The following is a 21,234-nucleotide window of genomic DNA, read 5'->3' as shown; positions in this document are numbered from 1 at the left end:
TTCAGGCGTTCGGACGGCGGGTTTCACAGGTGCGCAAGCGGTACGTGGGGGCGGCGCTCGCCGCCGCCCTGGTCATGACGGGCTGCTCGGTCGGGCTCCAGGGCCCGGTGGACCCGGTGGGCGCGGCTCCCACCCCGTCGGCCTCGGCCTCCGCGCCGGCCGGTGCCGCCGACGGCAAGGCCCCGGGCAAGGGCCCCGACACGGCGCCGGACACGGCGGCCGCGTACCGCAAGTGGGGCCTCAAGCCCTTCGCCGCACCGCCCGCCCCGCCGAAGACCAAGCCGGTCAGGACGGGCGGCGGCGGCCCGGTCCCGGTGATCAGTGACATACCGACCAAGGACAAGGTCGTCTTCATCACCATCGACGACGGGGCCGAGAAGGACCCGAAGTTCGTCGAGATGATGCGCGAGCTGAAGATCCCGGTGACGATGTTCCTCACCGACTCTGCGATACGCACCGACTACGGCTACTTCAAGCCGCTCCAGCAGCTCGGCAACGGCGTCGCCAACCACACCCTCACCCACCCCAACCTGCGCACGCTCGGCGCCGCAGCCCAGGAGCGCGAGATCTGCGGGCAGCAGACCAGGCTGGCGAAGGAGTACGGCACCACCCCGCGCCTCATGCGCCCGCCGTTCGGCAACTGGAACGAGGACACCCGCGCCGCCGCCGGCCGGTGCGGGGTCGAGGCGATCGTGCTGTGGCGCGAGTCCATGCAGATCACGAACATGCAGTACCAGCGCGGCGACAAGAAGCTGCACCCCGGCGACATCATCCTGGCCCACTTCCGCGGCCCGTCCGAGCTCAAGGGGACGACGATGACCGAGATGACCGTCAACATGCTCCGCCGCATACAGGAGCAGGGCTTCACCGTGGCCCGCCTGGAGGACTACGTCTGACGCCCCGTCGTCGAGCGGTACTGAGCACCGGCCCGGACGCCGTCCGAGTCCGCGCCGGCCGCCGCGAGCTCCACGAGATGCGCGAGGGGCCAGCTGGTGAACATGCCCTCGGGGTGAGGTGTCACGGCTGGACCGGCCGTCCGATCAGCATCGTCGGTGCCCCGGCCACCCTGGTCAGGAAGACGGTGGCGGCGTTCGGGCCCTTCGGCTTCACCTTCCGGCGCAGCTCCTCCGGTTCGACCGCCGAGCCGCGCTTCTTCACGGTGAGATGGCCGACCTCGCGCTCGCGCAGCAGCGCCTTGAGCCGCTTGAGGTTGAAGGGCAGCTCGTCGGTGATCTCGTACGCGGTGGCGTACGGGGTCGGGCGCAGCTCGTCGGCGGTGATGTAGGCGATGGTCTCGTCGATCAGCCCGCCGTCGAGCTCCTCGGCCACCTCGGCGACCAGGTGGGCGCGGATGACGGCGCCGTCCGGCTCGTAGAGGTGGCGGCCCACGGCCCGTACGGCAGGATCGGGCAGCCCGCGGCCGACCAGGCTCGCGCCGGACGGCAGGAGGGTGGCGCGCCGGGCGCCGGGGCGGGTGCCGAACCACAGCACCGCCTCCTTCACGTCCCCGCCGTCCGAGATCCACTCCGCCTCGGCGTCCTGCGGGACCGCCTCGTGCGGCACACCGGGGGCGATCTTGAGGGCGGCGTGCGGGGCGGTGCGGGCGGCCCCGATCGCCCAGGAGAGCGGGGGTGAGTACGCCTCCGGGTCGAAGATCCGCCCGCGTCCGCCGCGTCGCGCCGGGTCGACGAAGACGGCGTCGTACGGCGCGGTGTCGATCTCCGTCACATCCGCGCAGCGCACCTCGATCAGCCCGGCGAGGCCCAGCGCCCCGGCGTTCGCCCGCGCCACCTCGGCCGTCAGCGGGTCCCGGTCCACGGCGAGGACGGAGATCCCGGCCCGCGCCAGGGCGAGGGCGTCGCCGCCGATGCCGCCGCACAGATCCGCCACCCTGCGCACACCGAGGTCCTTGAAGCGCTCGGCGCGGTACGTGCCGACCGTCGCCCGGGTCGACTGCTCGACGCCGTTCGGCGTGAAGTACATCCGGTACGCGTCCTCGGCGCCGAACTTCGCCACCGCCCGCTGCCGCAGCCGGGCCTGCCCGATCGCCGCCGTGACCAGCTCGGCCGGGTGCTCGCGGCGCAGCCGGGAGGCGACGGCCAGCTCCTGGGCGGGGTCGTAGTCGCGCAGCGCGGCGAGCAGGGTCTGGCCCTCGGGGGTGAGCAGGGCGTGGAAGGCGGCAAGATCGGTCACGCGGCCCATTGTGGGCCAGGCGAGGGATGGTGCGCGTGCGGCGGCGGTGTCGGCGTTCCTCCGGGGCCCGGCGCTGACAGGATGCGGCCCCATGCAGCTAGTACGACAAAATGGCGCAGAGTGTCAGGTCTCCGTACGAAGAGCGCACATGCGTCGGGGGCGGCGGGTCCGGGTCGCCCTCGCCGCCGCGCTGATCGCCGCGCTCGGCGCGGCCTGCGCCGACTCCACCGACGAGCGGCCCCCCGGCTCCGGCGCGGCCGGGCCCGCGACGCCCGCCGGCGGCCAGCCCCAGCAGGCGCGCGGCGCGGCCGGCGCCCTGGCCGCGTACGTCGAGCGGACCCGGCGCGCCCAGGCCGCCCGCGCGCGGGCCGTCAAGAAGTGGGGCCTCGCCAAGATGCCGCTGCCCGCGCCCCCGCCGCCCGCGGTCAAGCCGGCCATCACCACCCGCAAGGGCTTCGAGACCGCCGGCGAGGGCCTGCCGCCCGTCTTCACCACCGTGCCGACCAAGGAGAAGGTCGTCTTCCTGACGATCGACGACGGCGCGGAGAAGGACCCCGCCCTGCTGCGGATGATGTCCGAGCTGCAGATCCCCTACAGCGCCTTCCTCAGCGACTACCTGGTCAAGGAGGACTACGGCTACTTCAAGAAGATGCGGGACGCAGGGGTCGCCCTGCACAACCACACCCTCAACCACCGCTACATGCCCGCGCTCTCGTACAAGCAGCAGGAACGGGAGATCTGCGGGCAGCAGGACAACCTCGAGAAGCGGTACGGCACGCGGCCGCCCCTCTTCCGGCCGCCGTACGGCAACTACAACCAGGACACCCTGCGCGCCGCCAAGTCCTGCGGGATCAAGGCCGTGCCGCTGTGGGCGGCCGAGGCGTTCCCGGACCGGATGGAATGGCGCGAGTGGGACCGCGACCTGCACCCCGGCGACATCATCCTCACGCATTTCCGGGGCCGCGAGGACTGGAAGGGCACGATGCCGGACATGATCCGCCAGGTGATGAAGACCGTCACGGCGAAGGGGTACGCCGTGGCCAGGCTGGAGGACTACGTCTGAGAACCGGCCGCCGCGGGGTCTGCGCGACGGCTCGCGGGTGGTGAATTGGCACTCCGCTTGACCGAGTGCTAATCGCAGTCATAGTCTCGGCTCTGGCACTCCCCACTGGAGAGTGCCAACACAGCGACGGGCAGGTCCGGCACCCGCGACGACGGATCCACCTGGTCGCCACCTCAGACAGTTAACCCCGTGAGATCTCCGAAGGGGGAGGTCGGATCGTGACGACCACCAGCTCCAAGGTTGCCATCAAGCCGCTCGAGGACCGCATTGTGGTCCAGCCGCTCGACGCCGAGCAGACCACCGCCTCTGGCCTGGTCATCCCGGACACCGCCAAGGAGAAGCCCCAGGAGGGCGTCGTCCTGGCCGTGGGCCCGGGCCGCTTCGAGAACGGCGAGCGCCTGCCGCTCGACGTCAAGACCGGCGACATCGTGCTGTACAGCAAGTACGGCGGCACCGAGGTGAAGTACAACGGCGAGGAGTACCTCGTCCTCTCGGCTCGCGACGTGCTCGCGATCGTCGAGAAGTAATTCACCGAAGCAGATGCTTTGAACTGCGCCCCTGGCTCCCTGACTCATATCCGGGCGCCCGGGGCGCTGTTCGTATCAGAAGAGGACTGAAACGCTCCCATGGCGAAGATTCTGAAGTTCGACGAGGACGCCCGTCGCGCCCTCGAGCGCGGCGTCAACAAGCTTGCCGACACGGTCAAGGTGACGATCGGCCCCAAGGGCCGCAACGTCGTCATCGACAAGAAGTTCGGCGCTCCCACCATCACCAACGACGGTGTCACGATCGCCCGTGAGGTCGAGATCGAGGACCCGTACGAGAACCTCGGCGCCCAGCTGGTGAAGGAGGTGGCGACCAAGACCAACGACATCGCGGGTGACGGCACCACCACCGCCACCGTGCTCGCCCAGGCGCTGGTCCGCGAGGGTCTGCGCAACGTCGCCGCCGGTGCTTCCCCGGCCGCCCTGAAGAAGGGCATCGACGCGGCGGTCAAGGCCGTCTCCGACGAGCTCCTGGCGACCGCCCGTCCCATCGAGGACAAGACCGACATCGCCGCCGTGGCCGCGCTCTCCGCGCAGGACCAGCAGGTCGGCGAGCTCATCGCCGAGGCGATGGACAAGGTCGGCAAGGACGGTGTCATCACCGTCGAGGAGTCCAACACCTTCGGCCTGGAGCTCGACTTCACCGAGGGCATGGCCTTCGACAAGGGCTACCTCTCCCCGTACATGGTCACCGACCAGGAGCGTATGGAGGCCGTCCTCGACGACCCGTACATCCTGATCCACCAGGGCAAGATCTCCTCGATCCAGGACCTGCTGCCGCTCCTGGAGAAGGTCATCCAGGCCGGCTCCAGCAAGCCGCTGCTGATCATCGCCGAGGACGTCGAGGGCGAGGCCCTGTCGACCCTGGTCGTCAACAAGATCCGTGGCACCTTCAACGCCGTGGCCGTCAAGGCCCCGGGCTTCGGCGACCGCCGCAAGGCGATGCTCGGCGACATGGCCACCCTCACCGGCGCCACCGTCATCGCCGAGGAGGTCGGCCTCAAGCTCGACCAGGCCGGTCTGGACGTGCTCGGCACCGCCCGTCGCGTGACCGTCACCAAGGACGACACCACCATCGTCGACGGTGGCGGCAACTCCGCGGATGTCCAGGGCCGCGTCAACCAGATCAAGGCCGAGATCGAGTCCACCGACTCCGACTGGGACCGCGAGAAGCTCCAGGAGCGCCTCGCGAAGCTGGCCGGCGGCGTGTGCGTGATCAAGGTCGGCGCCGCCACCGAGGTGGAGCTGAAGGAGAAGAAGCACCGTCTGGAGGACGCCATCTCCGCGACCCGCGCCGCGGTCGAGGAGGGCATCGTCTCCGGTGGTGGCTCCGCCCTGGTCCACGCCGTCAAGGTGCTCGAGGGCAACCTCGGCAAGGAGGGCGACGAGGCCACCGGTGTCGCCGTCGTCCGCCGCGCCGCCGTCGAGCCGCTGCGCTGGATCGCCGAGAACGCCGGCCTCGAGGGCTACGTCATCACCTCCAAGGTGGCGGAGCTGGAGAAGGGCAACGGCTTCAACGCCGCGACCGGCGAGTACGGCGACCTGGTGAAGGCCGGCGTCATCGACCCGGTCAAGGTCACGCGCTCCGCGCTGGAGAACGCCGCGTCGATCGCCTCCCTGCTGCTCACGACCGAGACCCTGGTCGTCGAGAAGAAGGAAGAGGAGCCGGCGGACGCGGGCCACGGCCACGGCCACGGTCACTCGCACTGACGCTCCGCGAGCCTTCTGAGCTCTGAGCTCTGAGCTCTGAGCTCTGGTCTCCGGGCCCTGAGGAGCCCTCGTCCCCTGTCGCAGGGGGCGGGGGCTTCTGCCGTGCCCCGGCCGGACTCGTTCAGGTCGTTCAGGCTTGTCGTTCAGGCTTCAACCGCGCCGAGCTGCTCCATGAGCCCGAGCTGGTCGTAGTGCCACCAGCCCTCGATGATCTTGCCGTCCACGCGGAAGCGGTGGATGACGACGCCGGTCATGGAGACCTTCTTGCCGGTGGACTCGACCCCCATGAACTCGCCCTTGTGCAGGCCGTTCCAGGTCCAGCGCGTGCAGACCCGGTCGCCCTCGGCGATCTGGTCCTCGATGGTGAACTCGAAGTCGAACCCGCCGCGCCACATGTCGAGCTCGTGGCGGAGGGCATCCATCCCGATGACGTCCTGGGGGTTGGTCGGGTCGTGGTCGTGGTAGTTCTCCGCGAAGACCTCGTCGAGCGGGGGAAGCTCACCCCGCACGGCGGCCAGCTCGAAGAACCGCGCGGCCGTGGCCTTGAGCAGCTGCTCGTCCCGTACGACGTCGAGGTCCGTGAAGGTCGGCTCCTCGTCGCAGAGCGCGACCATCTCCCGGAAGATACGGTCCGTCTCCGGGAGCTGGGAGTTCTTCATCGCCTCTTCGTACGACGGGAATTCGACGATCTCCACGACGTGGGAGGCGTCGGAGCGGTCCTTGGCCACCAGGCTGTGGGTGGCGGTCCGCTTGCCCTTCGTCTGGGCGACCCACTTGTCCATGAGCTGGTTCAGGTCGTCGAAGTGATGCGTCTTGCAGTCGATTATTTGTGCGAATTTCATGACGCCTCCCGGACCGGGTGGGATACGTCCATTTTAGGCCGCGCCCACCGTCGGGGCCTTGGCATCATGGCGCCATGCAGCAGGCACGGGGGAGACGGTCGGTCGCGGTGGGCCGGGACGCGGGCGTCGTCGTCACCGGCGACCACAACCACCTGACCCTGGCCCCGCCACCGGTCCGCTCGGCGTACGCGGAACAGGTCCGCCGTATCGCCCCGCCCGAACTGATCGGCCGCGAGCGCGAGTTGGCCGAGCTCGCCGCCTTCTGTCTGGCCGGCTCGGGCCCGTCGTACGCCTGGTGGCGGGCGGGTGCGTGGGCGGGCAAGACGGCCCTGATGGCGTGGTTCGCCCTGCATCCGCCGAAGGGGGTGCGGGTGGTGCCGTTCTTCATCACGGCGCGCCTGGGCATGCAGAACGACGTCGTCGCCTATGTCGACGTCGTCCTGGAACAGCTCGCCGAAATCGTCGGCGAGGGCCTCCCGGCACTGCTCACCGCCGCCACCCGCGAGGCCCATCTTCTCCGCCTGTACGGGGAGGCGGCGGAGGCCTGCGCGCGGCGCGGCGAACGGCTTGTCCTGCTGGTCGACGGCCTGGACGAGGACCGGGGCGTGACGACGGGCCCGGACGCGCACTCGATCGCGAGCCTGCTCCCCACCGCGTTACGGACGATCGTGGCCGGCCGGCTGAACCCTCCCCTGCCCGGCGATGTCCCCCACGACCACCCGCTCCGCGCCCCCGACACGGTCCGGGCCCTGGAGCCGTCCCCGCACGCCCGCGCGATCCGCGCCGAGGCCGAACGCGAACTCAAACGCCTGCTCGGGGCCGGTGGTCTCGCGTACGACCTGCTGGCCCTGCTGGCGGCCGCGGGCGGCGGCCTGACGGCGGACGACCTGGCGGAGCTGACGGACGCGGTGCCGTACCACGTACGCGACATACTGCGCACCGGCCCCGGACGTACCTTCGCCACCCGGGGCGAGGCCTACCTGCTGGCGCACGAGGAACTCCAGGTCCAGGCGCGGGAGATGCTCGGCGAGCGGGAGCTCGCCCGCCTCCGGGGCAGGCTGCACACCTGGGCGGCGGACTGGCGCGAGCGCGGCTGGCCCCCGGCCACACCGGAGTATCTGCTGCGCGGCTACTTCTCCTTGCTGCGGTCGGACGGTGATCTGGAGCGGATGACGGCGTGCGCACTGGACGCCGTACGGCACGACCGGTTGCTGGAGGCGACGGGCGGGGACGCGGTGGCCCTGGGCGAGCTGCGGGACACCGGCGAACGCGCCATCGCGCGCGGAGCGACCGACCTGCGGCTCCTGCTCCGGCTCGCGATGAAGCGGGAGGAACTCCGGCACCGCAACGGAGCTGTGCCCGGCGCCCTCCCGGTGGCCTGGGCGGCGCTCGGACGGACAGCCCGGGCCGAGGCGCTGGCACGGAGCCTGTCCCGCCTGTCCGAGCGCCATCTGGCGTTGATCGGAGTCGCCGACGAGCTCGTCCGGCAGGGCGCGCACCGCCGGGCCTTCGCGCTGCTCCGGGAGACGGAGGAGCAGGTACGGAGGGCGGGCGGGCCGGGGTTGCGGGAGGAGGGCCTGGTCTCGATCGGTACCATCGTGGCGCGCGCCGGGCAGTACCGGTGGGCGCTGACGGCGCGCCGCGGGCTGCGCTCCCGTGAGGCCCACGCGCGGGTGATGTACGAGATCGCCCGCTCGATGGTGCGTGGGGGGCACCGGGACGAGGCGGTGAAGCTGGCGCGTGACGTCGAACCCGAGCTGCGGGCGGTGGTCCTGGCGGGGGTCGCCGAGCTGCTGCGCCCGGAGTCGCCCGCGCAGGCCCGGGAATTGTTCGACGAGGCGCAGGCGGCCGCCGTGGAGACCACCGATCCGGTGGAGGCGGCGACGGCCCTGGCCGAGGCGGGCGAACCGGACCGGGCCGCGCTGCTCGTCCCGCTCATCACCAAGCGGCATCTGAGGGACAAGGCGTGGGAGGTCATCGCCCTGAGCATCGCTCGGGGAGGCGACCCGGACCGGGCGGTACGGCTGATCCAAGGGGAAATCTGTGTCGGGGACGCCCAGGAGTACGCGCTGGCAGCGCTCGCCGGACTGCTGGTCGCGTCGGGCGAGCGGGAGCGGGGCGAAGCCCTGGCCGCCTCGCTGGCAGGAACTCCGGCCGAAGAGGCCGCCCAGGCGTATGAGGCCGAGGGGCAGGCGCAAGCCGGCGACTTCGACACCGCCTTCGGTCTCGCGGACTTGATCGACGACATCGACGTCAGGATCCACACGCTCATCATGGTCGGCCGCACTCTGGGAGAGGCGGGGCAGGAGAGCCGTGCGCACGAGGTGCTGACGCACGCCGAGTACGTGGCCCGGTCCGAGCTGTCGCCGGTCGGCGTGGACGATGTGGATCCGGTGGCCGAGTCGCTGGCCGACACCGGGCACACGGCGGACGCACTGGCGCTGATGGAGGCTACTTACGTCCCACCGGAGCAGCGCCTTACATGGTCGGTCTCGCGCTGGGACGCGCACTGCTGGATCCGGGTGCTGACCGCCGCGGGGCAGGTCGAACGCGCCGCCGGGCTGCTGGATCTCTGCGCTGGGCGGGACCCCTGGCCGAGCGCGGCGCTGGCTCTGGCGAAGGGATTCGTACGGGCGGGGGAGCCGGGCCGTGCCGAAGCGCTGGTCGGGCAGGCCACCACACCCGAGCACGAGGTGAGCGTGCGCACCGGTGTGGCCGAACTTCTCGTCGAGGCAGGGGAGTACGCACGGGCAAGGCGTCTGGTCCGCGCTTGCGCCCATGTTCACGGGCGCATCGCGGGACTGGCGGCCGTCGTCCTGGCCCTGCGGGCCGATGGCCGGGACGAGGAGGCGGACGAGGTGCTCGGTGAGGCCTTGGACGAGGCCGGTGAGCTGCTGCGCACCGACCGGCGTGTGGCCGGGGAGCTGGTTCCGGCGCTGGTCGAGGCCGGGGCGTACGGCGTCGACGCTCCGGTCGTCATCGACGCTCTCGACCGGCTCCGTGCGGCGCCGTGCGCGGCTGACGAGGTCCAGACCGTCGCGGCGGCCTTCACGGCGGTCGGCGACTGGGAGGAGGCGAGGAAGGTCGTCGTCGGGTGTTCCGGCGTCCACGAAGTGGCGGACCGGCTGGTCTGGCTGGCCGGCGAGCAAGCTGCCGCGGGCCGGTTCGAGGAGGCCGAACGCGTGGCGCTGTCCCTGATCCTCGCCGGCGACGAGGACGCCGCCGGGCGCGCCTTCGCGGCCGTGGCGTTCCACGCCCCGCCCGCCGCCGCGCGCGTGTTCCTGGGCCGGGCCCTGATGGCGGGCTGGTGGGGCAACGCCCTGCCGGAGCTGTTCCGGGCCGAACCGGGCACCGTCCCCATGGTCGTCGCCGCTCTACGCCGAGCGCGCCAGATCTGACGCCCGTACCGGATCCGCGAACCTCTCCCCTCTCCCGAACCGCTCCAGCTCGTCCAGCGCCCAGTCCGCCATCCGGTGCAGCTCGTTCCCCAGCGACCCCGCCACATGCGGGGTCAGCAGCACGTTCGGCAGGTCGTACAGCGGGGAGTCGGCCGGTGGGAGTTCCGGGTCCGTGACGTCCAGGACCGCGTGGAGGCGGCCCGAGGTGAGGTGGGGGAGGAGCGCGGGTTCGTCGAGGAGGGAGCCGCGGGAGGTGTTGATGAGGGTGGTGCCCGGGCGCATCAGGTCCAGCTGGCGGGGGCCGATCATGCGGTACGTCGCCGGCAGCTGGGGGGCGTGCACCGAGACCACCGAGCTGCGGGCGCACAGGGTGTCGAGGGAGGCGAGGCGGACGCCGAGCGTCTTGGCCTCGGCGGCGGTGACGTACGGGTCGTGGAGCAGGACCGTCAGGTCGAACGGGCGCAGCAGTTCGATGACGCGGCGGCCGATCCGGGACGCGCCCACGATGCCGACCGTACGGCCGTAGTTGCCGGCGTCGTCCAGCTCCCGGCGCCAGTCGTGGCCGGCGCGCAGTTCGCGGTAGCGGTGGGCGGCGGGCAGGACCCGTTTGCCGGCCAGCAGGATCGTGGCGAGCGTGTACTCGGCGACCGGCAGGGCGTTGGCGGCCGCCGCCGAGGTGACCGTGAGGCCGCGCCGCCAGCAGGCGTCGGTGATGTGGTGTTTGACCGAGCCCGCCGCGTGGATCACGGCCCGCAGCCGGGGCGCCCGGTCGAGGACCTCGGCGGTCAGCGGCGGCGCGCCCCAGCAGGTGAGCAGGGCGTCGGCTGTGGCGAGGGCGGGTGCGAGCGCGGGGGAGTCGAGGTCGTGGGCGACGAGCCCCGGGTCGGTACGGGCCAGTGTGGCCAGACGGGCCCGGTGGGCGTCGGTGAACAGGCGGTCGGCGATGTCCGGGCCCATGACGAGCAGCACGGAGGGCCGGTTGTCAGTCGTGTGGTGCATGGTGGAGATCCGCAGCTCCTCACTTGACGCTGCCGGCGGTGAGACCGGCCTTCCAGTGGCGCTGGAGCGAGACGAAGGCGACGACGAGGGGGACGACGGCGAGCAGCGAACCGGTGACGACGAGGGGGTAGAAGCCGGGTTCGGCGTGGGCGTTGCTGTTCCACGCGTACAGGCCGAGGCTCAGCGGGAAGAGCTTCTGGTCCGACAGCATCACCAGCGGGAGGAAGAAATTGTTCCAGATGGCGGTGAACTGGAAGAGGAAGACGGTCACGAAGCCCGGCATGACCATGGGCAGCCCGATGGACCAGAAGGCGCGCAGCTCGCCGGCGCCGTCGATACGGGCGGCCTCCAGGGCCTCGTCGGGGATGTAGCCGGCGCTGAAGACCCGGGCGAGGTAGACCCCGAAGGGGTTGACGAGGACGGGGACGAGGACGGCCCAGTAGGTGTTGACGATCCCGGCCTCGCTGGCGAGCAGGTACATGGGCAGGGCCAGTGCCGTGGTGGGGACGAGCACCCCGAGCAGGACCATCCCGAACAGCTTCTCCTTGCCGGGGAAGTCGTACTTGTCGAAGGCGTAGCCCGCGGCGACGCTGATCAGCGCGCAGGCGAGGGCGCCGCCGCCCGCGTAGAGCAGGCTGTTGAGATACCACCGGAAGTAGACGCCGTCGCCGTGGGCGGCGAGCCGGGCGAGGTTGCCGCCGAGGTCGAAGCCCTCGAAGGAGAAGGAGTCGCCCGCGAGCAGGCCCCCGGCGTCCTTGGTGGCGGCGGTGACGAGCCAGACGAGGGGGAAGAGCATGTAGACGACGGCGAGGAGCAGCGCTCCGTTGACGGCGGCCCGGGACAGCAGGCGGTGGGTGGCGCGGCGGGACGTCATGCGGTCTTGGCCCTCCTCCCCGTGACGCGGGTGACCGCGAAGGACAGCAGGGCGGCGGTGAGCGCGAGGAGTACGGAGGCGGCGGCCGCGAGTCCGTAGTCGTTGCGGTCGAAGGCGGCGCTGTAGGCGTACATGTTCGGCGTCCAGGTGGAGCTGACGGCGGATCCGGTGCCCTTGTTGAGGATCAGCGGCTCGGTGAACAACTGCAGCGAGCCGATGACGGTGAAGAGCGCGACCATCGCGAGCGAGGCGCGGATGAGGGGGAGCTTGACGCTCAGGGCGATCCGCCAGGACCCGGCGCCGTCCACGGTCGCCGCTTCGAGGACGGACCGGTCGATGGCCTGGAGCGCCGCGTAGAAGATCACCATGTTGTAGCCGAGCCACTCCCACAGCGCGATGTTGACCACCGAGGGGAGGGCGCCGGAGGGGGAGAAGAAGTCGAAGCCGATGCCGCCGGACTCCATGGCGCGCACGACGGGGGAGAGCTGGGGCGTGTAGAGATAGACCCAGATCAGCGCCGCGATGATGCCGGGAACGGCGTGCGGCAGGAAGAGCGCGAGCTGGAAGAAGCGGCGGGCGCGGGCCAGGGCGGAGTCGAGGAGCAGCGCGAGGGCGAGGGCTCCGGCGAGCAGCAGCGGGATGTAGAGGAGGCAGTAGGCGAGCAGTACGCCGAAGCCGTCGAGGAAGGCCCGGTCACCCAGCGCGGCCAGGTAGTTGTCGAGGCCGCTGAAGACGGTCTCGGATCCGCCGAAGCCCAGGCCCGACTGCTTCTCGGTGAAGAGGCTGAGCCAGACCGCGTATCCGATCGGCACCACCAGCACCGCGGTGAAGAGGGTGAAGAAGGGGGCGAGGAGGACCGTGGCGGCGCGGGTGCGGGCCTTCATCGCCGTCAGCCCTCGACCTTCAGACCGCGCTTGGTCAGTTCGGCCACGGTCGCGTCATGGCCGGCCTTCACCCCCTCCGCGAGGGTGGTGCCGCCGCCCTTGACCTTGCCGAACCGGTCCTTGATCGCGGTGTTGGTGGTGCCGGTGGTCGGACCCCAGGCCCAGTCCGTACGGATCGAGGTGCCGGCCTGCTCGAAGAGGGCGTAGAGGTCCTGCCCGCCGTAGAAGCCGGTGTCGAAGACCTTCTGGGCGACCGGACGCAGGGCGGTGGCGGCCGGGAAGGCGCTGGAGGTGCCGGAGGCGATCCGGGCCTTGACGCCTTCCTCCGACGTGGCCATCCACTTCGCGAACTCGACCGCGGCGGCGGCCTTCTCGCTGCCCTCCGTCACGGCGAAGGTGGAGCGCCGAGCATGCCGCTGGCGGGCTTGCCGTCCCAGCTCGGCATCGGTGCGGCCGCCCACTTTCCGCTCTGCTCGGGCAGCGTGCCCTTGAGGACGCCCGCTCCCCAGGACGCGCCAAGGTAGCCGATCGTGCCGCCGTTCTTCAGCGAGCCGGTCCATTCCGGGCTGAAGGAGGCGTTGTTGTGGACGAGCCCGGCGTCGAGGAGGCCCTGCCAGTAGGCGGTGACCTTGGTGGTGGCCGGGTCGGTGGTGTCGACCTTCCAGGTGTCGTCCTCGGCCTTGAACCACTGGGCGCCGGCCTGCCAGGCCATCGCCTCGAAGGTGGTCGGGTCGTCGGGGAAGAAGGTGGCGATCCTGGCCTTGGCGTCGGCCTTCTTCACCTTCTCGGCTGCGGCCCTGAACTCGTCCCAGGTCTTGGGGACCTGGACGCCGTACCTCGCGAAGAGGTCCTTGCGGTAGTAGAAGACCTGGGGTGTGGCGTCGAAGGGGACGGCCCAGGTCCTGCCGCCGAGGGTGGTGAGGTCGACGGCCTGCGGCAGCAGCTTCTTACGGTCGTCCTCGGTGAAGTGGGCGCCGATGTCCTGGAGAGAGCCGGCGCTGACGAACTCGGGCAGCGAGGGGTACTCGATCGAGACCAGGTCCGGTGCGTTGCCCGCCTTCACCGCGTTGGAGATCTTGGCGTAGCCGCCGGCGTTGCCGGAGGGTATCTCCTCGAACGTCACCCGGATGTTCGTGTGCGAGGCGTTGAAGGCGTCCACCACCTCCTTGGAGCCCTTGGCCCAGCCCCAGAAGGTGATGGTCACCGGCTTGCCGCCGGCCCCCTTGGCCGAGGTGTCCTCACCGCCGCCACAGGCTGTCAGTACGGCGAGAGCGGTGGCGGTGGCGGCCACGGCACGGGTCGTTCTGCTCCAACTGCTGCTCCAACTACGGTTCACAGCACGGCTCCTGACGAAGGGCGGCAGGGTGGTTGGCCGCGATCCTTGAACCAGACATGACCGAAGTCAAGAGCGAACGATTGATTGATCGAAAAAAGCACAGATCGATCAGAGTGGTCCGCGCCCTCGCAGGGTGATCAGAGCGGCGCGGCCCCACCGATGGCTCGGAGCGGCGCGGCCGCCCCGCACGAAGCCCTGATCCGCAGCCGCGGCAGCAGCGACAGATGCCGCCGGGGCGTCTCCCCGTCCCCCTCGCCGTCCCCGGTCAGCCGCTCGATCAGCAGCTCCGTGGCGTGCCGCCCCACCTCGTGCTTGGGCGGCGCCACCGCCGTGAGCGGGGTGTCCGCCAGGGCCGCGACCTCGTCGTCGTACGCGATCACGGCCAGGTCCCCCGGCACCCGCACGCCCAGCTCGGCCAGGCGCTGCACCATCCGGATCGCGTCCACGTCGTTGTGCACGAGCGCCGCCGTCACCGCCCCCGACGCGACCGCCGACTGCACCGTGCGGACCGCCTCCTCGAACCGCTCCGGCTCCCGCTCGGCCGGCACCGAACCGACCACAGGCCCCGGCGCCTCCAGCCCCAGCGCCGCCAGCGCGTCGGTGTACCCGGCGCGCACCGCGAGCGCGGTCGGGCTGTCCGAACGGGCCACCAGCAGCGGCGTCCGGTGCCCCATGCCCACGAGGTGCCGCACGGCGAGCAGCACCCCGTGCCCGTGGTCCGACGCGACCCGGTCGAGCCCGTCCAGCGGCGAGCCGGGCGCGGCCCGCCGCTCCAGGAGCACGGCCGGTACGGCCAGTTCGGCCGGCCAGTCGCCGTACGCGGCCCTGTCCTCAGGCCCTCGCCACCCCGGCGCGACCAGCACCCCCTGGGCCCCCGCCGCCAGCAGGCCCTCGGTGCGGGCCCGGTCGTCCTGCGGCCGGTAGTCGGAGATGCGCAGGATCAGCCGCGCCCCCACCCGCGCCGCCGCCTCGTGCGCCCCCTTGATCACCTCGGCGAAGTAGTAGGTGGAGGACGGCGCCAGCAGCCCGAGCACCAGCCCCTCGCCGGACCGCGTCCGGCCGGGATCACCCTGCGGGCCCGGCCAGGAGACCTGCCCGTGCACCCGGTCGAGCAGCCCCCGCCCGGCCAGCGCCTCCACATCGCGGCGCGCGGTCACCGGCGAGACACCGAGCTGCGCGGCCAGCTCCGAGACCCGGGCCGTACCCCGCTCCCGCACCAGGGCCAGCAGACGGTCGTGACGTATCGCAGCACTCTCGCGCACGGCGGAAGCCCCCTCGCAGTGTGGTGGCCCGGTCGAGCGTCGTCCCGGGTAGCCAGACCCTAGTCCAAGCTGATCGAACGATGAGAGCTTCGATCATTCGGTCCGATCCATTGACGCTCGATCAGAACCGTGTTCATGATTCCGGCGACGCAGCAGTCCGCCTCCAGGGGAGCATCATGCCCACGCCACCCGAGAACCGTGTGCTGAGTCCGTACACCGGCTGGACCCGCGCCCACTGGGAGGCCGCCGCCGACCAACTCCTGCTGGCCGTACGCCCCTACGCCTCCCCGCGCCACGGCCTGATCGCCCTCCCAGGCCCCCGCCCCAGCTGGTCCGGCCCCCGCTCCGACGGTCTCGAAGGCCACGCCCGTACGTTCCTCCTCGCCGCCCTGCGCGTCGCGGGCGCCTCCGGCGACGACCCGCACGGCCACCTCGCCCGCTACGCCGAAGGCCTCGCAGCCGGCACCGGCCCCCGCCCGGGCGAGGGCCGCGCGCCCGGCACCCCCGACGCCTGGCCGCTGATGGCCGACGTACGCCAGGCCGTCGTCGAGTCCGCCTCCGTCGCCCTGGGCCTGCGCCTCACCCGCCCCTGGCTGTGGGACACCCTCGACGACCGCACCCGCCAACAGGCCGTCGACTGGCTGCTGCCCGCCCTCGACCCCTCACCGGTCGACAACAACTGGTGGCTCTTCGGCCTCACGGTCGCGGGCTTCCTGCTGGAGGCGGGCATCGAGACCGACCGCGCAGCCCGTACGCTCGAACGCTCCCTCGACCGGATCGAGCAGTGGTACGCCGGAGACGGCTGGTACAGCGACGGCGACAACCGCGCCTTCGACCACTACAACGCCTGGGCCCTGCACTTCTACCCCGTCCTCCACGCCCACCTCGCGGGCGACCAGGATCTCCTCGACCGCTACGGCCCCCGGTTGGGCGCCCAACTCGACGGATACGTCCGGCTCTTCGACGCCGAGGGCTCCCCGATGCCGTACGGCCGCTCGCTCACCTACCGCTTCGCCGCGGCCGCCGCCCCCTGGCTCGGCACCCTCACCGGCCACACCCCCCTCACCCCCGGCGCCACCCGCCGCCTCGCCTCCGGCACCCTGCGCCACTTCCTCGACCGGGGCGCCACCGACGACCGCGGCCTGCTCACCCTCGGCTGGCACGGCCCGTACGCCCCCGTCATCCAGAGCTACTCCGGCCCGGCCTCCCCCTACTGGGCGGCCAAGGGGTTCCTCGGCCTCCTGCTGCCGCCCGGCCACCCGGCCTGGACCGACCCCGAACAGCCCCTCCCCGCCGAGACCGCCGACGCCGTCACCCCGCTCGCCGCGCCCGGCCTGCTCATCCAGTCCACCGCCGCCGACGGACTCGTACGGCTCCACAACCACGGCAGCAACGCGGGCGCCGCCCCTGCCCCCGGCCGCGACCGGACCGACGACCCCCTCTACGCCCGCTTCGCCTACTCCACCCGCACCGGCCCGACCGCCCCCGGGGACCAGGCCGACAACCACTTCGCCCTGGTCGTCGGCGGCAAGGTCACCACCCGCGGCCCGGCCACCCCGCACGGCACCGGCCCCGGCTGGGCCGCCTCCCGCCACACCCCGCTGCGCGGCATCCAGATCCTGTCGGCGACCCTCGCCCACGGCCGCGCCGAGGTCCGCGCCCATCTCGTCACCGGCGCCCCCGAAGGCACCCCCGTACGCCAGACCGGCTGGGCCACCACCCCCGGCGGCCCCACCGCCCAGCTCCACCCCGTCCACGGCTACGCCCGGCGTACGGAAACGGTCGAGATGGACACCGGCTCCACCCTCCAGGGCCCCCGCTCACGCACCGCCGCCCTGCACGGCACGGTCACCGGCCCCCGAGCGCTCTTCGTCGCGCTCGCCTCCCTCACCGCGGAGCCCGAGCCCGCCCCCGTCGCCACCCTCGCCACGGTCCGGATCGACGGCGGCACGATCGAGGTGACCTGGCAGGACGGAACGACGACCGCGCTGGCCCTCGACCCCGCCCCGTAGGCCCCTGAATTTCCCCGCGCCGGCCCCTACTTCGGCCCGTACTTACGCCCCGCCTTCGAGCTCACACCGCCGAGCAGGCCGCGCGGGGCCAGCTTCACCACACCCATGAGCGCCTTGTACCGCGGGTCCGGGACCGACACGGTCCTGCCCCGCGCCAGATCGGTCAGCGCCACCCCGACCAGCTTGTCGGCGTCGAGCCACAGCCAGCCGGGGATGTTGTCCGTCCCCATCCCGGCCCGCTGATGGAACTCCGTGCGTACGAACCCCGGGCACAGCGCCATCAGCCGCACCCCGCTGCCCGCAAGGTCCCGCGCCGCGCCCTGGGTGAACTGCACGACCCAGGACTTGGAGGCGCCGTACGTGCCGCGCGGGACGAAGGCCGCCACCGACGCGACGTTGACCACACCGCCCCGGCCGCGCTCCCGCATCGACTCCGCCGCCGCGGACGTCAGCCGCAGCACCGCCTCGCAGTGCACCTTCAGCATCTTCAACTCGTCGGCCATGGACACTTCCAGGAACCGGCCCTTGTTGCCGAACCCGGCGTTGTTCACCAGCAGATCCACCGGCCGGCGGGCGTCGGAGAGCCGCGCCTCCACGGCCGCGATCCCCTCCTCCTCCGACAGATCGGCGACCAGGACCTCCGCCTCCACGCGGTGCCGGTCGTGCAGTTCGGTGGCCTGCTCGCGAAGCCGCTTCACATCGCGGGCCACCAGCACCACGTCATGTCCGTCCGCCGCGAGGCGCCGCGCGAAGGCGGCGCCGATGCCGGCCGTCGCTCCTGTAATCAGTGCAGTCGTCATACGCGGCACGGTAACGCCCCCAGGCCGCGGGCCCGCACGGCCCGGGAGGGGACGGCCTTCAGCCGCTACGAGCCGTACTTGGCCGCGTACGACCGGGCGATCTCCAGGAACCCGGACTCCATCCACTCGGCCGCCACCAGAGTGCCGGGCAGGAGCGCGCGCTCGGTGGTCGCGGCCCGGTACAGCAGGGAGACCGTGATGCCGTGGTCGGGACGGTGGACCACCTCGACCGCGTCGCCCGCCGCCAGCTCGCCCGGCTCGATCACCCGCAGCAGCGCGCCCGGCCGGCCCGCCTGCGTGAACCGCCGCACCCAGCCCTTCTCGCCGAGGAAACCCGCGAACGTACGGCAGGGAATGCGTCCGCCGGTCACTTCCAGGACCACGCCCGAGCCGACCCGCCAGCGCTCGCCGATCAGCGCGCCGTTCACATCGAGGCCGGTGGTGGTGAGGTTCTCGCCGAACCCGCCGTTGGTCAGCGGCCGTTCCAGCTCGCGCTCCCAGGCGTCGAGGTCCTCCCGGGCGAAGGCGGTCACGGCGCGGTCCTCACCGCCGTGGAAGCGCAGGTCGCAGACGTTGTCCCCGACGATCCCGCTCCCCCCGGTCCCAGAAGGCCCCGGGACCACCACCCGCACCGGCCCCTGGACCGGCCGCTTGTCGATGCCTGTCCTCCCACCGGGCGCATCGGTGTATTCCGCCGCCCTGGCCTCTCCGACGTTGACGCTGAGTACCTTCATGACCGGCACTCTAAGTGACCCCTGCTCAAAGATTCCTCTGGGCATTGGCTGCGAAGCCCAAGCTTCACTTATGCTCAGAGGGTGATCGAGGCTCGTCATCTCCGCGTCCTGCGCGCCGTCGCCGCCACCGGCTCCTTCTCCGCCGCCGCGCGCGAGCTGGGCTGCACCCAGCCCGCCGTCAGCCAGCAGATGAAGGCCCTCGAAACGTCCGCCGGCACCCCCCTGCTGATCCGCACCGGCCGCGAGATGCGCCTCACCCAGGCCGGCGAGGCGCTCGTACGCCACGCCGCGGGCATCCTCGCCGGACTCACCGCGGCCGAGGAGGAGGTCGCCGCCATCGCGGGCCTGCGGGCCGGCCGGGTCCGGCTGGTCTCCTTCCCCAGCGGCAGCTCCACACTCGTACCCACCGCCCTCGCCGCCCTGCGCGCCGCCCACCCCGGCACCCGCGTCTCCCTGGTCGAGGCCGAGCCGCCCCGCTCGGTCGAGATGCTCCGCGAGGGCGACTGCGACGTGGCCCTCGCCTTCCGGTACGGCGCCAACGCCACCGAGTGGGACGACCTGGTCGTCCGCCCCCTGCTCGCCGACCGTCTCGTCGGCCTGGTCCCCGAAGGCCACCGCCTGGCAGAGGCGGGCGCCGTCGCCATCGCCGAACTGGCCGGGGAATCCTGGATCGCCGGCTGCCCGCGCTGCCGCCGCCAGCTCGTCGACGTCTGCGAGAACGCGGGCTTCACCCCCCGCATCGACTTCGCCACCGACGACTACCCGGCCGTGGTCGGACTCGTCTCCGCCGGGCTCGGCGTCGCCGTACTGCCCGGACTGGCCATCGAGTCGGTACGCCCCCGTGGCGCGCGGACGGTCGCCGTGGAGCCGGCGGTGGAGCGTGAGATCGTCGCCCTCACCCTGCCGGACCTCGCCCAGGTCCCGGCCGTCGCGGCCACCCTCGACCAGCTCTCCCTCGCGGCCGCGCGCGCGTAAGTCCCCTCCCTCCCGCACGTCACGCCCCTGCCCGCCGCACGCGTCCCCACGCGCGGCGGGCCGGCCGCTGTTCAGGCGTACGTGTCCAGGTGTTGTGCAGGCGTTGTGCAGAAACGTTCCTTCAGGTGCGCCCCGCGCCGGCCGCGCTCGATGCGCTCGCCGTGACCAGGCGGTTGCGCGCCCGTCCCATGAGTTCCTCGCGTTCGTCCTCGGTGAGGCCGCCCCACACGCCGTACGGCTCCCGTACGGCGAGTGCGTGCGCCGCGCACTCCGCGCGGACCGGGCACCGCATGCAGACCTCTTTCGCCGAGTTCTCACGCGCACTCCGTGCCGCGCCGCGCTCCCCCTCCGGGTGGAAGAACAGAGAGCTGTCCACTCCACGGCAGGCGGCGAGGAGTTGCCAGTCCCACAGGTCGGCGTTGGGTCCGGGAAGGCGGGAGAAATCTGCCATTGCGCTTGTCCCCTTGAAACCGTGCTGAACGGATAGTCGGGTGGATGGCTGATAGCTGGGGCCAACGGTGGGCCGACGGGTCCGTCGGTGGTCGGCGGACGGCTGATGATCCGTTCCGACCGTACAACTACTGTCTAAGTAGATGTAAATATGACTCATTGCGAATCTAGTCGCAGACACCTCGAAATGGAAAGAAGTCAGGCTAAATGGGGCATAGCTTGACATCGAGGATGGATGACCTGCGACGCTCTGCTCCGCATACGCTCCCTCACATAGAGTGCCGAAGGCCGCCGTCCGACCCGTAACTCTTTCGAGTGACCATCGTTGAGAGTGCGGAGGCGGTTGAAAGAACAAGCGATCGGGCAGGTGTCCGAGAGCGTCAACCGCACAGGTGACGATACGTACCAGCCCTGGAGGCTCAAGGTGACGCGCATCAGCTGCGGAGGGCGGCCATGACATCCGTCCTCGTCTGCGACGACTCCCCGCTTGCCCGAGAGGCGCTTCGCCGCGCGGTCGCGACCGTGCCCGGCGTCGAGCGCGTGACCACCGCGGCCAACGGCGAGGAAGTACTCCGCCGCTGGGGTGCGGACCGCTCGGATCTGATTCTGATGGACGTGCGCATGCCCGGGTTGGGTGGTGTGGAAACCGTCCGCCGACTGCTTTCCGCCGACCCCGGCGCGCGGATCATCATGCTCACGGTCGCCGAGGACCTGGACGGCGTGGCGCTCGCCGTGGCCGCCGGTGCCCGCGGCTATCTCCACAAGGACGCGTCCCGCGCCGAGCTGCGCGCGACCGTCACCCAGGCGCTGGCCGACCCGACGTGGCGGCTCGCCCCGCGGCGGCTGCGCTCGGCCGAGATGGGCGCGGCCCCCACGCTCACGGCCCGGGAGATCCAGGTGCTCGAGGGCATGAGCCACGGCCGCTCCAACGCGGAGATCGGCCGCGAGCTCTTCCTGTCGGAGGACACCGTCAAGACGCACGCGCGGCGGTTGTTCAAGAAGTTGGGCGCCTCGGACCGGGCGCACGCGGTCGCGCTCGGATTCCGCTGGGGCCTGGTCCGCTAGGTCGTGTCTTGTGGCTCTTGCCGGGCTCCCGACGCCGCTGATCCGGCCTGATCCACAAGGCACTCCCAGCCGCGTGACCGGCCGGATCCCCG

At 71.8% G+C, this 21,234-nt stretch carries 18 protein-coding genes and 1 pseudogene; 8 read left to right on the top strand and 11 right to left on the bottom strand.

Annotated features, from left to right (window positions below; translation table 11 throughout):
- The first annotated feature begins 29 nt into the window (after positions 1 to 29).
- Positions 30 to 896, top strand: coding sequence for a polysaccharide deacetylase family protein (locus tag IEZ01_RS31170; protein ID WP_189205050.1), 867 nt, complete (start codon positions 30 to 32; stop codon positions 894 to 896).
- On the opposite strand, the gene IEZ01_RS35775 is transcribed toward IEZ01_RS31170, so the two are convergent.
- Complete coding sequence (locus IEZ01_RS35775; protein WP_267907322.1) at positions 887 to 1,021, bottom strand: hypothetical protein; 135 nt, start codon at positions 1,019 to 1,021, stop codon at positions 887 to 889. The genes IEZ01_RS31170 and IEZ01_RS35775 overlap by 10 nt on opposite strands.
- Positions 1,018 to 2,202 (bottom strand): THUMP-like domain-containing protein, encoded by a 1,185-nt coding sequence (locus tag IEZ01_RS31165; protein WP_052185677.1) that lies wholly within the window; start codon positions 2,200 to 2,202, stop codon positions 1,018 to 1,020. Before IEZ01_RS31165 ends, IEZ01_RS35775 begins: the two co-directional genes overlap by 4 nt.
- A 139-nt stretch (positions 2,203 to 2,341) precedes the next feature.
- Between IEZ01_RS31165 and IEZ01_RS31160 the strand changes: the two genes are divergently transcribed.
- The 3 genes from IEZ01_RS31160 to groL all read left to right on the top strand — a co-directional run bounded on the left by IEZ01_RS31160 (position 2,342) and on the right by groL (position 5,511).
- Positions 2,342 to 3,256, top strand: a complete 915-nt coding sequence (locus IEZ01_RS31160; protein ID WP_019888811.1) for a polysaccharide deacetylase family protein — start codon at positions 2,342 to 2,344, stop codon at positions 3,254 to 3,256.
- Between the two features lie 218 nt (positions 3,257 to 3,474).
- The gene (gene groES, locus IEZ01_RS31155) at positions 3,475 to 3,783 is read left to right on the top strand and encodes a co-chaperone GroES (protein ID WP_017239619.1); all 309 of its coding nucleotides are present in this window, start codon (positions 3,475 to 3,477) and stop codon (positions 3,781 to 3,783) included.
- 99 nt (positions 3,784 to 3,882) lie between these two features.
- Positions 3,883 to 5,511, top strand: a complete 1,629-nt coding sequence (groL, locus tag IEZ01_RS31150; protein WP_019888813.1) for a chaperonin GroEL — start codon at positions 3,883 to 3,885, stop codon at positions 5,509 to 5,511.
- Positions 5,512 to 5,654: 143 nt separating this feature from the next.
- Here the strand turns inward: groL and IEZ01_RS31145 are convergent, their stop codons facing one another.
- Positions 5,655 to 6,353, bottom strand: a complete 699-nt coding sequence (locus tag IEZ01_RS31145; protein ID WP_019888815.1) for an ester cyclase — start codon at positions 6,351 to 6,353, stop codon at positions 5,655 to 5,657.
- Positions 6,354 to 6,427: 74 nt separating this feature from the next.
- Here IEZ01_RS31145 and IEZ01_RS31140 point away from each other — a divergent pair, with 74 nt between their 5' ends.
- Positions 6,428 to 9,751 carry a hypothetical protein gene (locus IEZ01_RS31140; RefSeq protein ID WP_189205046.1) on the top strand — a complete coding sequence of 1,108 codons (3,324 nt, stop codon included), beginning with the start codon at positions 6,428 to 6,430 and terminating at the stop codon, positions 9,749 to 9,751.
- Here IEZ01_RS31140 and IEZ01_RS31135 read toward each other — a convergent pair.
- From IEZ01_RS31135 to IEZ01_RS31115, 5 genes and pseudogenes are all read right to left on the bottom strand, one after another.
- Positions 9,728 to 10,750, bottom strand: a complete 1,023-nt coding sequence (locus tag IEZ01_RS31135) for a hydroxyacid dehydrogenase (RefSeq protein ID WP_189205044.1) — start codon at positions 10,748 to 10,750, stop codon at positions 9,728 to 9,730. The genes IEZ01_RS31140 and IEZ01_RS31135 overlap by 24 nt on opposite strands.
- Positions 10,751 to 10,769: 19 nt before the next feature.
- A complete protein-coding gene (locus tag IEZ01_RS31130) occupies positions 10,770 to 11,624 on the bottom strand; it encodes a carbohydrate ABC transporter permease (RefSeq protein ID WP_019888818.1) in 855 nt (284 codons plus the stop codon).
- Positions 11,621 to 12,508, bottom strand: a complete 888-nt coding sequence (locus tag IEZ01_RS31125) for a carbohydrate ABC transporter permease (protein ID WP_189205042.1) — start codon at positions 12,506 to 12,508, stop codon at positions 11,621 to 11,623. Before IEZ01_RS31125 ends, IEZ01_RS31130 begins: the two co-directional genes overlap by 4 nt.
- A gap of 5 nt (positions 12,509 to 12,513) precedes the next feature.
- Positions 12,514 to 13,799 (bottom strand): annotated as a pseudogene (locus tag IEZ01_RS31120) (ABC transporter substrate-binding protein).
- A gap of 182 nt (positions 13,800 to 13,981) precedes the next feature.
- Complete coding sequence (locus IEZ01_RS31115; protein WP_019888821.1) at positions 13,982 to 15,106, bottom strand: LacI family DNA-binding transcriptional regulator; 1,125 nt, start codon at positions 15,104 to 15,106, stop codon at positions 13,982 to 13,984.
- Positions 15,107 to 15,282: 176 nt separating this feature from the next.
- On the opposite strand from IEZ01_RS31115, the gene IEZ01_RS31110 reads away from it, so the two are divergent.
- Entirely contained in the window at positions 15,283 to 17,118 is a 1,836-nt protein-coding gene (locus IEZ01_RS31110; RefSeq protein ID WP_019888822.1) for a DUF2264 domain-containing protein, read from the top strand.
- 26 nt (positions 17,119 to 17,144) lie between these two features.
- Here IEZ01_RS31110 and IEZ01_RS31105 read toward each other — a convergent pair whose 3' ends face one another.
- Positions 17,145 to 17,918, bottom strand: a complete 774-nt coding sequence (locus IEZ01_RS31105) for an SDR family NAD(P)-dependent oxidoreductase (RefSeq protein WP_028797855.1) — start codon at positions 17,916 to 17,918, stop codon at positions 17,145 to 17,147.
- Between the two features lie 65 nt (positions 17,919 to 17,983).
- A complete protein-coding gene (locus IEZ01_RS31100) occupies positions 17,984 to 18,652 on the bottom strand; it encodes an MOSC domain-containing protein (protein WP_028797856.1) in 669 nt (222 codons plus the stop codon).
- A gap of 81 nt (positions 18,653 to 18,733) precedes the next feature.
- Between IEZ01_RS31100 and IEZ01_RS31095 the strand changes: the two genes are divergently transcribed.
- The gene (locus tag IEZ01_RS31095; protein WP_019888826.1) at positions 18,734 to 19,627 is read left to right on the top strand and encodes a LysR family transcriptional regulator; all 894 of its coding nucleotides are present in this window, start codon (positions 18,734 to 18,736) and stop codon (positions 19,625 to 19,627) included.
- Between the two features lie 121 nt (positions 19,628 to 19,748).
- On the opposite strand, the gene IEZ01_RS31090 is transcribed toward IEZ01_RS31095, so the two are convergent.
- Positions 19,749 to 20,078, bottom strand: a complete 330-nt coding sequence (locus tag IEZ01_RS31090) for a WhiB family transcriptional regulator (RefSeq protein WP_019888827.1) — start codon at positions 20,076 to 20,078, stop codon at positions 19,749 to 19,751.
- A 452-nt stretch (positions 20,079 to 20,530) separates the two neighbouring features.
- Between IEZ01_RS31090 and IEZ01_RS31085 the strand changes: the two genes are divergently transcribed.
- Positions 20,531 to 21,142 (top strand): response regulator transcription factor, encoded by a 612-nt coding sequence (locus IEZ01_RS31085; protein WP_003948568.1) that lies wholly within the window; start codon positions 20,531 to 20,533, stop codon positions 21,140 to 21,142.
- The last annotated feature ends 92 nt before the right edge of the window (positions 21,143 to 21,234 follow it).

Source organism: Streptomyces purpureus, assembly GCF_014648195.1.
GTDB lineage: Bacteria > Actinomycetota > Actinomycetes > Streptomycetales > Streptomycetaceae > Streptomyces > Streptomyces purpureus.
The sequence above is the reverse complement of the archived record's forward strand: the minus strand, read 5'-3'. Positions and strand labels throughout refer to the sequence as shown.